This window comes from Micromonospora sp. NPDC003241, assembly GCF_053589795.1.
Map to the genome: position 1 here is coordinate 204,660 of NZ_JBSFSO010000009.1, position 12,615 is coordinate 217,274.

Sequence of the window (12,615 nt, forward strand, 5' to 3'; positions counted from 1 at the left end):
CGCCCACCGCGTCCAGACCCCGCCACGGCCCACCGTCCGGTGCCCCGCCGGCCGCACCCGATCCGCCGGTACGACCCGTACCCGCTCCGGTCGTCGCGGCCCCGGCTTTGGCGCCCCCGGCCCCGCGCGTGCCGCCGGGTCGCGCCGCGTCCTCGGTCCCGACCGCCACGGACGATCCCTCGGCGGGCCCTGTCCGGGACGACCGCCGGGTCGGCCGCGCGCCGTCGTCTTCTCGCACCTCCCCCACAGCGCCATCATCGCTGCTCCGGGGACCTGACACCGGCGGTACCGGCCGGTCGGCGTGTCGAACTTGCGTTCAGCCACATTCCGCCACAGGCCAACCACTCTCCGCCACCCGTCTCACCCACTCAACCCAACCCCACCCTCCCCCCACACCCCGCCTTCGCCCGCGCGATCATGGAGTTGTGGTCGACTTTTCGTCTGGCATGTCCGCATTCGTCCATGCCACAACTCCATGATCGCGAGCGTGAGCGTGGGGCGTCGGGGGTGAGGGCGGCGGGCGGGGCGGGGACGGGATGGTGAGGGGTGGGTGGGGGTCAGCCCATGTTGGCCAGGAAGTCGCTGTAGAACAGGCCCAGGGCGATGGCGACACCGATGCCGGCGATGATCCAGAACCGGACCACGATGTTGACCTCGCTCCAGCCGGCGAGCTCGAAGTGGTGCTGGAGCGGCGACATCCGGAACACCCGCTTGCCGGTGGTCTTGAAGGAGATGATCTGGATCACCACGGACATCGTGATGATCACGAACAGACCACCGATGATCGGGAGCAGCAGCACCGTGCGGGTGGACATCGCCATGCCGGCGATCAGGCCGCCCAGACCGAGTGCGCCGGTGTCGCCCATGAAGATCCGGGCCGGTGAGGTGTTCCACCAGAGGAAGCCGACACAGGCACCGGCGGCGGCGCCGGCGATCAACGCGATCTCCAGCGGGTCCCGGACCGCGTAGCAGTAGTTGTTCGGGTTGGCGGTGTACGACGGGTCGGCACACCAGTGCCGGTACTGCCAGAACGCGATCACCGCGTACGCGCCGAGCACCATCACCGAGGCACCGGTGGCCAGGCCGTCGAGGCCGTCGGTGAGGTTGACGCCGTTGGTCGCCGCCATCACCACGAAGATGAAGATGACCACCGCGCCGATCTTGGTGACGTCCAGCGCCGGGATGTCCCGGATGAAGCTGAGCGTCGTGCTGCCGACGGTCTCGGTGTTGGTCACCTCCCCGCTGGCGTCGGTCATGGTGGACGGGAAGTAGAGCGCCACGACCCCGAACAGCGCACCGACCAGGATCTGGCCGAGCAGCTTGCCCCGGGCGCTCAACCCGCCGCTGTGCCGCTTACGCACCTTGAGGAAGTCGTCGACGAAGCCGACCGCGCCGGAGAAGACCATCAGGCCCAGCAGCACCAGCGCGGTGATGGTCGGCTCGACCTGGGCGATCTGCGCGTCCGGCAGCGTGGTCAGGGCCAGGTGACCGGCCACGTACGCGATCACGGTGGCGAGGATGAACACCACCCCGCCCATGGTCGGGGTGCCCTTCTTGCCCTGGTGCATCTGCGGGCCCTCGGCCCGGATCGGCTGACCCGCCTTCAGCCGGGTGAACACCTTGATCGCGATCGGGGTGCAGAACAGCGAGACGAGGAAGGCCACCCCGATGGCCACGATGACCGCTCTCACGAAGCGTCACCCTCGCCGTCTGCGGCCGCGTCGACGCGCAGCGCGTCGGCCACCTCCCAGGTCCGGTACCGGGAGCCCTTCACCAGGACGACATCGCCCGGTCGTAGCTCGCTACGCAGCACCTCGACGGCCGCCGCCTGATCGGTGAGCAACACCGACTCTCCTCCCCAGTCACCTACCGATGTCGCCCCGTGGTGAATCGGCGCCGCGGCCTCACCGACCACCAGCAGCCGGGCGACGCCCAGCTCGGCCGCGAGACGGCCCATGTCGGCGTGCCCCTGCGTCTCGAAGTCACCCAGCTCGGCCATGTAGCCGAGCACCGCGACGGTACGCCTCCCGCTGCCGATGCCGGCGAGCGCACGCAGCGCCACCGCCATCGACGCCGGGTTGGCGTTGTACGAGTCGTCGATCACGGTCACCCCGTCGGTGCGTTCGAAGACGTCCATCCGACGGGTGGAGACCAGTCCGAGCGCGCCCAGCGCGATGGCCAGCTCGGTCAGCGGCATGCCCAGTTCCCGGGCCACCGCCGCGGCGGCCAGGCTGTTGGAGACCTGGTGCCGCCCGGTGAGCCCGAGCCGCACCGGCGCGGTGCCCTCCGGCGTCACCAGGGTGTACGCCGGCCGACCGCGCTCGTCCAGCGTCACGTCCTCGGCCCGGATGTCGGCGTGCGCCGCCTCGCCGTAGCGGACCACGCGGGCCACCGTACGGGTCGCCATCGCGTCGACCAGCGGGTCGTCGGCGTTGAGCACCGCCAGGCCGTCGGCCGGCAGCGCCTCCACCAGCTCGCCCTTGGCGACGGCGATGTTCTCCTGGGAGCCGAACTCCCCGATGTGCGACACCCCGACGTTGAGCACCACGGAGATGCCCGGCGGCGCCACCTCGCAGAGGTAGCGCACGTGCCCGATGCCCCGCGCGCCCTTCTCCATCACCAGGTAGCGCGTCGTCGGCCCGGCCTGCAACGCCGTGTACGGGTGGCCCAGCTCGTTGTTGAACGAGCCGGGTGGTGCCACCGTCTCGCCGAGGCGGGCGGTGAGCTGGGCGATCAGGTCCTTGGTGGTGGTCTTGCCGGAGGAACCGGTCAGCCCGATCACGGTCAGCTCGGGCAGCCGGTCGACCACCGCCCGGGCCAGCCGGCCCATCGCGGTCAGCGCGTCGGTGACCACGATCATCGGCACTCCGGGCACCTCGCGGGTGCCCAGCACCGCCACCGCACCGTCGGCCACGGCCGCCGCCGCGTAGTCGTGCCCGTCGACCTTCTCGCCGTCGAACGCGACGAAGAGCCCACCGGCGCTGACCTTGCGCGAGTCGAACTCGACGCTGCCGGTCACCTGTGCGGCGGGGTCGGCGTCGACCAGCCGCCCGTCGACGGCCGAGGCGACCTCGGCCAGGCTGAGCGCGATCACGGCTGACCCGCCAGGTCCCCGAAGCGGGCCCGCAGCGCGTCGGCGAGCTCCGTCCGGTCGTCGAACGGATACGTCTCGCCGGCGATCTCCTGGCCGCGTTCGTGGCCCTTGCCCAACAGCGCCACCACGTCCTGCGGTTCGGCCATCCGGACCGCCTCGTCGATCGCCGCGCGCCGCCCGGCCACCTCGATGATCCGGGCCGCCGTACCGGCCTGGTAGGCACCGGCGAGGACCTCGGCGCGGATCGCCGACGGCTCCTCGGTACGCGGGTTGTCGTCGGTCACCACGACCACGTCGGCTCCCTCCGCGGCAGCGGCACCCATCAGGGGGCGCTTGCCCCGATCCCGGTCGCCGCCCGCACCGATCACACAGATCAGCCGGCCGGCGCTGAGTTCGCGCAGTGCGGCCAACGCGGCCACCACGGCGTCGGTCTTGTGCGCGTAGTCGACCACCCCGCGTACCCCGCCGGCCACGCCCACCGACTCCAGACGCCCGGGTACGCCACCGCAGGCGGCCACCCCCTCGGCGGCCGTCACCGAGTCGACTCCGGCGGCGACCAGGGTGGCGATGGCCAGCAGGGCGTTCGCCACGTTGTGTCGGCCGGGCAGCGCCACCCCGGCGGGCAGCGTCAGCCCGTCCGGGCCGTGCGCGGTGAAGCGCTGGGCGTACCCGTCGCCGTCGATCTCGTCGGCCCACCAGGTGGCAGCCGGGTCGCCGGCCGCCGAGTAGCTGACCGTGGCCGGCCGGAAGAGGGGCTCCAGCGCCGGGTCGTCGCGGTTGAGCACCTCCACCGCGCAGCGGCCGTCGAACAGGCGCGCCTTGGCCGCGAAGTAGTCCTCGGCGTCGGCGTGGAAGTCCAGGTGGTCGGAGCCGAAGTTGGTCCAGCCACCCACGCTGAACCGCACCCCGCCGACCCGCCCCATCGCCAGGGCGTGGCTGGAGACCTCCATGACCACCGCGGTGACGCCGCGCTCGCGGGCGGCGGCGAGCATCGCGTGCAGGTCGGTGGCCTCCGGCGTGGTCCGCACGCTCTCCACCACCAGGTCACCCAGGCGCGTCTCCACGGTGCCGATCAGGCCGGTGGTGTGGCCGGCGGCGCGCAGCCCGGACTCCACGAGGTAGGCGGTGGAGGTCTTCCCGGCGGTGCCGGTCACCCCGATCGTCAGCAGGTGCGCGGTCGGGTCGCCGTAGATCGTCGAGGCGACCGGGCCCAACGCCGCGCGCGGGTCGTCGACCACCAGCACCGGCAGCCCGGTGCCGGCGGCCGACTCGGCACCGGCCGGGTCGGTCAGCACGGCGACCGCACCGGCCTGCGCCGCACCGGCGGCGAACTCCGCGCCGTGTCGGCGCGCGCCGGGCAGGGCCGCGTACAGGTCGCCGGGTCGGATCTCCTGACTGGCGTGGGTCACCCCGGTCACCAACGGATCGGCGCTGGTGGAGGGCGCCACGGTGAGCAGGGCGGCTAGGTCACCGAGCCGGATTCCGGTCACGGTACGGGGACGAGGATTGCCGCGCACGGCGTCAGACCCTACCCGGTCGCCCGGGTCCGGCCGCACGGCGCGCCTGAATCTCCGCCGCACGAAGTCGAACCGCAGGTCGCGGCCGGTGCACGCGGTAGGCGTACGCCCGGCGGCACGGACGGGCACCCGACGGCCGGGTGCCTCGGCGACCGCCCGCCTCCGCAGGGGAGGTGATTCCGGGCGGCTTCCGCCACCGACGACCATTCACGCCGGGGGCGATCCGAAAAGACGACGCACCCGGGCACGGTCACCGCGAAAAGACCGAAAACACACCGACGGATGTGCGTACGTCAATTCCTCGGGTCGCCGGTGTGGCGCCGGGTGACCCGAGGAATTGACGATGACGACAGTTACGGGAATACGGTGAACTTCGGAGCCGGGTCGCCCGACGGCGGCACCCGGAAATGCCGCAGCGCGAAGGTCATCATTTCCTTGAACGCCGGCGCCGAGACCCGGCCACCGCCGCCACTCGGGCTGTGCACGAACACCGCGATCACGTACTTCGGGTCGTCCGCCGGCGCCATCCCGATGAACGAGGCGACGTCGCCGGGCTGTTTCTTCCCCTCGACCAGCCGCCACCCGGTGCCGGTCTTGCCCGCCACCCGGTAGCCGGGCACCGCCGCCGCGAGTCCGGTGGCGTTGTCCACCGTGGTGACCGCCTCCATCATCGTCCGCAGCGCTGCGGCGTTGTCCGGGCTGAGCACCTGGCGGGTCACCGGCTCCTTGTTCGGGGTACGCGTCCCGTCCGGCGCGATCGTCTCCTTGACCAGCCTCGGCTGCACGTACGTGCCGTCGTTGGCGATGGCGGCGTACGCGGCGGCCATCTGCAACGGGGTGGCGTCCACGCTGTGCCCGATCGGCACCGAGCCGTGCGACGACTCGCTCCACTCCTGCACCGGCAGCAGTCGACCGCTCGCCTCGCCGGGCATCCCCACGCCGGTCGGCTTGCCGAGCCCGAACCGCTGCTGGTAGTCGAGCAGCCGCTCCGGGCCGAGCTGGTCGGCGATCTGGATGGTGCCGACGTTGGAGGAGTGGGCCATCATTCCGGCCACGCTCATCCGACGCCCGTCGGCACGATGGGTGTCGGGGAACCAGGTGTCGCCCTTGCGGATTCCGTTGGCGACCGGGAAGACGGTGTCCGGGGTGATCACACCTTCCTGCAACGCCGCCCCGAACGTGATCGCCTTGTGCACCGAACCCGGGTCGACGACGAAGCTGGTGGCCGCGTCCTCCCGGTCGGTGGGGTCACTCGCCTGCGGTTTCGCCGCGTTGTAGGTGGGATGGCTGGCCTGGGCCAGCACCTCACCGGTCCGCGCGTCGAGCACCACCGCGGCACCCGTGCTGCCCTGCACCGCCGCCATCTGCTCGCTGAGGATCCGCTGCACCGTGTACTGCAGGTCCCGGTCGATGGTGAGCACGATCGAGCTGCCTGGCTTGGCCTTGGTGGTGCGGCTGTAGCCACCGGGGATGGGCGCGGCCAACGCACCCAGGCCGATCTCGAAGACACGCTGACCGTCCTCGCCGTGCAGCAGGTCGTCGTAGCGCGCCTCCAGACCCTCCAACCCGACCATGTCCAGGCTGGTGAAACCGATCAGGTTGGCGGCCAGGTCGCCGCCGGGGACCTCACGACGCTCGTCCCGATGGGCGGCGATCCCCGGCAGTTTCAGCGCCATGATCTCCCGGGCCCGGCCGACGTCCACACCTCGGGCCAGGTACTCGAACTGCGAGTCGACGCCGCTGATCCGCTTGCGCGGCTTCATCCTCTCGGCCAGCTCCGAGGCGGGGATGCCGAGCAGCGGGGAGAGCGTCTGCGCGGTCGCGGCGATGTCCTCGATCTTGGTCGGGTCGGCGTAGACGTACCGGGCCTCGACGCTGTGCGCCAGGGCGGCGCCGTCGCGGTCCAGGATGGCCCCGCGCGGCGCGGGCAACGGCACGGTCCGCAGCCGCTCGGCCATGCCGCCGTCGGCGTACGCCGGAGTGTCGACGGCCTGGAGCACGACGAGCCGCACGCCGATGGCGACGAAGAGGGCCAGCGCCAGCGCGGTGCCCAACCGCAGTCGGCGTCCCGGGTCGGCGAGCCGGGGTGGACGCGGCGCCTTGCGGGCCGGTCGACGCCCGGCCGGGCGGTCGCCCCGGCGCGGCTCCCGGCCGCCGACGCGACGCCGGGGCGTGCCGGCCGGCGCCTCAGCCCGTGGGGTGCGGTCGGTGACCGTACGGACCACGGTGGTCCGGCCTGCGGTGGCCTCCCGCCGGGGTGCGGCTGCCGCCCGGGCACCGCCACGGGTCGCGGCGGACCGTCCACCGTCGAGCACCTGCAACGCCGGCCGGAACGGGTCCTGGGTCCGGCTGGTACGCGGGTTGCGCCGCTGCTCGGCCCGACCGCCGCCGTCCCGGACGGTACGACCCCGGGGGGTGTACGCGCGGGCGTCGGAGATGCCGCCGACACCCGGCTCACCTCCGCGCTCGCCCGACCCGCCCCCGTTACGGGAAGAACCGCGCCGGGAGCCTGTGGCGTCCCGGCGCGGTTCGTCTGATCTCGAGGGCACGGCCTACCCCTCCGAGCCCTGCTGGCTGGTGATCGACACCTGCCCGCCGGCCGGCTGCGGCACGCCGATCATCTTGCCGTCCGGCAGCCGGATGTACGCCAGCTCACCCGACTCGACCAGTCCCAGGCGGCGGGCCTGGGCGGCCAGGTTGCCCGGCGACTCCGACTCGGCGATCTGCTTCTTCAGCTGCTGCTGCTCCACGTCGAGCTTGGCCTGCTGCTGCTGGAGCTCGTCGAGCCGGAACGCGTTCTCGTTGATCTTCGTGTTGACGGCCAGGATGCCGAGTACCCCACCGACGACGAGCACCACCACGAGCGCCGCGAACGGTGCCCGGGGCACCCGCACCGGCGGCGGCGGGGCGACCCGCAGCCGTGGCGACTCGGCCCGCTCCGGCTTGCCGGCAGTGGCCCGCTCCACCGGTCGCAGTGCGGCGGTGCCCTGGACGGGAAACTCGCGCGCCCCCCGGGCGCGAGTGTCGTCCAGCCGGCTCACCCGGTCCTGCCGCCGGGTGTCGGTCCCGGCTACTCGGGTCCGCTCCGCCGCGATCCGGCCCCCCGACCGCGGTGTGCGCTGCCCGACGCCGGCGACGTCCCGGCGCTTGCTCACATTCATATTCCCTCCCCCTCTTCGTCCGTGTCCCCCGGCGTCCGCCGCGGTCCCCCTCCGGTTTCCGCGGTCGACCCCGTCCCCGGTTGGTGCATCGCCTTGACCCGGCGCCGGTACCGTTCGCGGTCGGTACGCCCCTGGTGCCGGGCCTGCGGGTCGATCCGTTCCGCCGCCCGTAGCCGCACCGATGCGGCTCGCGGGTTGGCGGCGACCTCCCTCTCCCCGGGCAGCTCCGCGCCCCGGCTGAGCAGCCGGAACGTCGGCTCCGACCCGGGCAGTTCGACCGGGAGGTCGACCGGGCCCGTACTGCGGACCCGGCCGGCGAGCGCCTGCTTGGTGAGCCTGTCCTCCAACGAGTGGTAGGAGAGGACCACCATGCGACCGCCGACGGAAAGCTTGTCCAGAGCGGCCGGCAGCGCCGTCTCCAGCACTGCCAGTTCTCTGTTTACCTCGATCCGTAAAGCCTGAAACGTTCTCTTTGCCGGGTGCCCCCCGGTTCGCCGGGCCGGTGCCGGGATCGACTCCCGCACCAGCTCGGCCAGTCGCGCCGACGAGGTGATCCGGCCCCGGTCCCGTTCCCGGATGATCGCCGAGGCGATCCGTCCGGCGAACTTCTCCTCGCCGTACACCCGCAGCACCCGGGCCAGATCCGGATGCGGGTAGGTGTTGACCACCTCCTCGGCGGTCACCCCCCGGGTCTGGTCCATCCGCATGTCCAGCGGCGCGTCCTGTGCGTACGCGAACCCGCGGTCGGGCGCGTCGAGTTGCAGCGAGGAGACACCGAGGTCGAACAGCACACCGTCCACGGACGAGTAGCCCAACCGGTCCAGCACCTCGGGCAACTCGTCGTAGACCGCGTGTTCCAGATGGACGCGATCGGCGAACCGGGCCAGGCGCACCCGGGCGTGTGCGAGCGCCTCGGTGTCCCGGTCCAGGCCCACCAGGATCGTCTCCGGATGCGCCTGCAACACCGCCTCGGCGTGCCCGGCCAGGCCGAGCGTCGCGTCGACGTGGACCGTACGGCCGCCTCGACCCAGCGCGGGGGCGAGCAGCTCGAGACACCGCTCGAGCAGCACCGGCACGTGCGTGCCGCGTAGCTCCCCCATGTCGACCCCCACTGGTTGAACCGGTCTCGTGTACGCGTTCTGTTCGTCGGACGACGCCGTGCCGTCGTACCGCCAGATCCCCATCCGCTCTCGATTCGTCCGCCGGACCGTGGTCCTGCGGGCGAATCGTGTGCCTGGCACCGGGGAAGGGATGCCAGGAGCTCGAAAGCGGCTGGAGATCTCGCAGTACGCCGGGCGTCGCCACGCCCTACAGACCGCCTGGCAGCACCCCCTCCTCGATGTCGGCGAAGTCGTCTTCGCTCTCGGCGAGGTAGGTCTCCCAGGCGACCTTGTCCCAGATCTCCACCCGGGTGCTCGCGCCGATGACCACCAGGTCCCGGTCGAGCCCCGCGTAGCTGCGCAGGTGTGCCGGGATGGTCACCCGGCCCTGCTTGTCGGGTATCTCGTCGTGCGCGCTGGCGAAGAAGACACGGCTGTAGGCCCGGGCCGCCTTGTGCGTCATCGGCTGCGCGCGCAACTGATCCGCGATGCGCTGGAACTCAGGTGTCGGAAAGACGTAGAGGCAGCGCTCCTGCCCTTTGGTGATCACGACACCCCCCGCCAGCTCATCCCGGAACTTCGCCGGAAGGATCAACCGGCCCTTGTCATCCAGGCGCGGAGTGTGGGTGCCGAGAAACATCGGCCCAACCCCCTCGCCCTTAACGGCGTTCGCGCGCCGTTGACCCCCCGGGCCGGTGGGCCCCTCCCGGCCCCACCAATGCGCCCCACTCTACTCCACTTCCCTCCACCCGCAACCAGAATCGACCGCGCGGCGCGCCGTTGCGCGCCACAAAACCGCACGTCAGCCGGGGTGGAGCGGAGTGGAGGGCGGCGGGGCGCCGGAGGGGGTCCGCTATCCGACATAGATCGACTCGGGCCTAGCCGGACCCCTGCGGGCCCACTCACCGACGAAGTGGACAGAACGGAACACCGTCGGCGGCGATCTGAGGGGTGGTCTGGTCCGGTAACCTCGCTCGCGTGACGGACGCGAAGATGCCCCTACGGGCGAAGGTGGCCAGCTCCGTGTCACGGACCGCCGCAGCCCTGTCGCGGGCTGCGGGCCGTGGCGACGGCTCGGTGATCGGTGGCTGGATCGGCCTCAAGATCGACCCGGACCTGCTGGCACACCTCTCCGCCGGACGGGCCATCGCGCTGGTCTCCGGCACCAACGGCAAGACCACCACCACCCGGCTGGCCGCCGCGGCCGTCGGCGTGCTCGGCCGGGTCGCCACCAACTCCTTCGGCGCCAACATGCCCACCGGGCACACCTCCGCCCTGGCCAAGGCGGGCAGCACACCGTACGCGGTGCTGGAGGTCGACGAGCACTACCTCGCGCAGGTGATCGAGGCGACCGAGCCGCACGTGGTGGCGCTGCTCAACCTCTCCCGCGACCAGCTCGACCGGGCCAAGGAGGTCGCCATGATGGCGCAGCTCTGGCGCGCGGCCCTGGTCCGGCACCCGGACATCCGGATCGTGGCCAACGCCGACGACCCGATGGTGGTCTGGGCGGCCACCCCGCCGGCCGCCCACGACCAGCGGATCACCCCGCCGCACGTCACCTGGTTCTCCGCCGGTCAGCGCTGGCACGACGACTCGTGGGTCTGCCCCGAGTGCGGCTCGACCATCCAGCGCTCCGGTGAGCAGTGGTGGTGCAGCGGCTGCCCGCTGCGCCGGCCGCAGCCGCAGTGGACGGTCGACGACGAAGGGGTCCTGGACCCCACCGGCGCCTGGTACAAGGTGAAGCTCCAGCTCCCCGGCAAGGTCAACATCGGCAACGCGGCCACCGCCCTGGCCCTGGCCGCCGAGTTCGGCGTACGCCCGTTCGACGCGGTCCCCCGCCTCGGCGACGTCACCTCGGTCGCCGGGCGGTACGCCCAGGTCGAGCGGGACGGTCGGCTGGTCCGACTGCTGCTGGCGAAGAACCCCGCCAGTTGGCTGGAGGCGTTCGACATGGCCGAGCACGCCCCGACACTGCTGTCCATCAACGCCCGCGACCCCGACGGGATGGACACCTCCTGGCTCTTCGACGTCGACTTCGCCCCGCTGCGCGGACGTCAGGTGCTCATCACCGGCGACCGGGCGTACGACCTGGCGGTCCGGCTGGACGTCAACGGCGTGCCGTTCCAGCACGTACGCACGTTCGACGACGCCCTCCGGGCGGTGCCGCCGGGGCGGCTGGAGGTCATCGCGAACTACACCGCCTTCCAGGACATCCGAGCGGAGTTGGACCGTGTCAACTGAGACCCTGCGCATCGTCTGGATCTACCCCGACCTGCTGTCCACCTACGGCGACCGGGGCAACATGCTGATCCTGGCCCGCCGGGCGCAGCAGCGCGGCTTCCCGATCGAGGTGCTGGAGGTCCGCTCCGACCAGCAGATGCCCACCACCGCCGACATCTATCTCATCGGCGGCGGCGAGGACGGTCCGCAGGCGCTCGGTGCCCAGCGGCTGCTCGCCGACGGCGGCCTGCACCGGGCCGTCGCCCAGGGTTCGGTGGTGTTCGGCGTCTGTGCCGGATACCAACTGCTGGGCACCTCGTTCTTCGCCAAGGGCACCCAGTACCGCGGCCTCGAACTGCTCGACCTCTCCTCCGACCGGGGCGAGACCCGCGCCGTCGGCGAACTGGCCGGTGACATCGACGCCCGGCTGGGCCTGCCCCCGCTGACCGGCTTCGAGAACCACGGCGGTCGTACCCGTCTCGGCGCCGAGGTCTCCCCGCTGGCCCGGGTCACCGCCGGGATCGGCAACGACGGCGCCACCGAGGGGGCGTGGCGCGGCAAACTGCTCGGCACGTACTCGCACGGTCCCGCGCTGGCCCGCAACCCGGCCCTGGCCGACCTGCTGCTGCGCTGGGCCACCGGCGCGCAGCAGCTCCCGCCGCTCGACGACACCTGGGCCGACCGGCTGCGGGCCGAACGCCGGGCCGCGGTGGCCGCCGCCCGGGCATGACCCCGGCCGGCCGGCGGCTCGCGCGCTACTGGCGATCGGTACGACCGGTCGCCACCACGCCGTCGGTCGTCCGGTTCGGTCTGCTGCTGCTCCTGATCGCCGGGTTCGGGGTGACCCTGGTGCTGGTGCCCCACCCCGACCCGACGGCACTGCCGCAGTTCGGCGACCGGCTGGGCGGCCTCGCCCCGGTCGCCGGCGTCCTCGGCGGTGCGCTGCTGCTGGTGGCCCTGGTCCCCCGCACCTTCATCACGCTCGCGGCGGGCGCGGTCTTCGGCGCCCTGGAGGGTGCCGCGTACGCGCTGGGCGCCGCCCTGCTGGCGGCGGCGATCGGCTTCACCGTCGGTCGGGTGCTCGGGCGGGAGTTCGTCGCCGAACGCGTCCGGGGTCGGCTGGCCCGACTGGATCGCTGGTTCACCCGGCAGAGCGTGCTCGGGGTGATCACCGTACGGCTGCTGCCGATCTCCGGCTTCGGCCTGGTCAGCTACGGCTACGGCACCACCGGCGCGCGGATCCTGCCGTTCCTCGTCGGCAGCGTGATCGCCTCCGCGCCGACGGCGTTCGGCTACGCTGCGGTCGGCGCCGCCGTCACCAGCCCCGGCGAGGTCAACTGGCTCGCCGCCACCCCCGCCGCGCTCGGCTTCATCGCCAGCGCGGTGCTCCTCGTCCGCTGGTGGCACGCCGAACGCCGACACCGCACCGCCCAGACGTAAGGAGGGGTCCCCTGCTATCGCCTCGTGCATACGCCGGGTCCCCGCCCAACAACACACCCAATTGCTTCGTGGCGAAACGAATT

At 72.4% G+C, this 12,615-nt stretch carries 10 protein-coding genes; 3 read left to right on the plus strand and 7 right to left on the minus strand.

What is annotated here, in order from left to right; genetic code table 11:
• Positions 1-557: 557 nt before the first annotated feature.
• The 7 genes from mraY to mraZ all read right to left on the minus strand — a co-directional run bounded on the left by mraY (position 558) and on the right by mraZ (position 9,512).
• Positions 558-1,691, minus strand: coding sequence for a phospho-N-acetylmuramoyl-pentapeptide-transferase (gene mraY / locus ACWDVW_RS10900; protein WP_396742621.1), 1,134 nt, complete (start codon positions 1,689-1,691; stop codon positions 558-560).
• Positions 1,688-3,094 carry a UDP-N-acetylmuramoyl-tripeptide--D-alanyl-D-alanine ligase gene (locus tag ACWDVW_RS10905; protein ID WP_449946789.1) on the minus strand — a complete coding sequence of 469 codons (1,407 nt, stop codon included), beginning with the start codon at positions 3,092-3,094 and terminating at the stop codon, positions 1,688-1,690. The genes mraY and ACWDVW_RS10905 overlap by 4 nt, the downstream gene beginning before the upstream one ends.
• Positions 3,091-4,650: a UDP-N-acetylmuramoyl-L-alanyl-D-glutamate--2,6-diaminopimelate ligase gene (locus tag ACWDVW_RS10910; RefSeq protein ID WP_449946791.1), complete on the minus strand. Its 1,560-nt coding sequence runs from the start codon at positions 4,648-4,650 to the stop codon at positions 3,091-3,093. Before ACWDVW_RS10910 ends, ACWDVW_RS10905 begins: the two co-directional genes overlap by 4 nt.
• 314 nt (positions 4,651-4,964) lie before the next feature.
• Positions 4,965-7,160: a peptidoglycan D,D-transpeptidase FtsI family protein gene (locus ACWDVW_RS10915; RefSeq protein WP_449946793.1), complete on the minus strand. Its 2,196-nt coding sequence runs from the start codon at positions 7,158-7,160 to the stop codon at positions 4,965-4,967.
• Positions 7,161-7,163: 3 nt separating this feature from the next.
• Entirely contained in the window at positions 7,164-7,772 is a 609-nt protein-coding gene (locus tag ACWDVW_RS10920; RefSeq protein ID WP_449946794.1) for a septum formation initiator family protein, read from the minus strand.
• Complete coding sequence (gene rsmH, locus ACWDVW_RS10925; RefSeq protein ID WP_449946816.1) at positions 7,769-8,872, minus strand: 16S rRNA (cytosine(1402)-N(4))-methyltransferase RsmH; 1,104 nt, start codon at positions 8,870-8,872, stop codon at positions 7,769-7,771. Before rsmH ends, ACWDVW_RS10920 begins: the two co-directional genes overlap by 4 nt.
• 208 nt (positions 8,873-9,080) lie before the next feature.
• Positions 9,081-9,512 carry a division/cell wall cluster transcriptional repressor MraZ gene (mraZ, locus tag ACWDVW_RS10930; protein WP_396742614.1) on the minus strand — a complete coding sequence of 144 codons (432 nt, stop codon included), beginning with the start codon at positions 9,510-9,512 and terminating at the stop codon, positions 9,081-9,083.
• A 353-nt stretch (positions 9,513-9,865) separates the two neighbouring features.
• On the opposite strand from mraZ, the gene ACWDVW_RS10935 reads away from it, so the two are divergent.
• From ACWDVW_RS10935 to ACWDVW_RS10945, 3 genes are read left to right on the plus strand one after another with little or no spacing between them, the layout of a single operon-like run.
• Positions 9,866-11,113, plus strand: coding sequence for a MurT ligase domain-containing protein (locus ACWDVW_RS10935; protein WP_350696780.1), 1,248 nt, complete (start codon positions 9,866-9,868; stop codon positions 11,111-11,113).
• Positions 11,103-11,822, plus strand: coding sequence for a type 1 glutamine amidotransferase (locus ACWDVW_RS10940; protein ID WP_396742612.1), 720 nt, complete (start codon positions 11,103-11,105; stop codon positions 11,820-11,822). The genes ACWDVW_RS10935 and ACWDVW_RS10940 overlap by 11 nt, the downstream gene beginning before the upstream one ends.
• Positions 11,765-12,532, plus strand: a complete 768-nt coding sequence (locus ACWDVW_RS10945; RefSeq protein WP_449946818.1) for a TVP38/TMEM64 family protein — start codon at positions 11,765-11,767, stop codon at positions 12,530-12,532. The genes ACWDVW_RS10940 and ACWDVW_RS10945 overlap by 58 nt, the downstream gene beginning before the upstream one ends.
• Positions 12,533-12,615: the final 83 nt, after the last annotated feature.

What these genes read in the sequence shown, in the direction of transcription:
- rsmH (WP_449946816.1), bottom strand. Translation starts at nt 8,872, where the DNA reads ATGGGGGAGCTACGCGGCACGCACGTGCCGGTGCTGCTCGAGCGGTGT.
- ACWDVW_RS10920 (WP_449946794.1), bottom strand. Translation starts at nt 7,772, where the DNA reads ATGAATGTGAGCAAGCGCCGGGACGTCGCCGGCGTCGGGCAGCGCACA.
- ACWDVW_RS10935 (WP_350696780.1), top strand. Translation starts at nt 9,866, where the DNA reads ATGCCCCTACGGGCGAAGGTGGCCAGCTCCGTGTCACGGACCGCCGCA.
- mraZ (WP_396742614.1), bottom strand. Translation starts at nt 9,512, where the DNA reads ATGTTTCTCGGCACCCACACTCCGCGCCTGGATGACAAGGGCCGGTTG.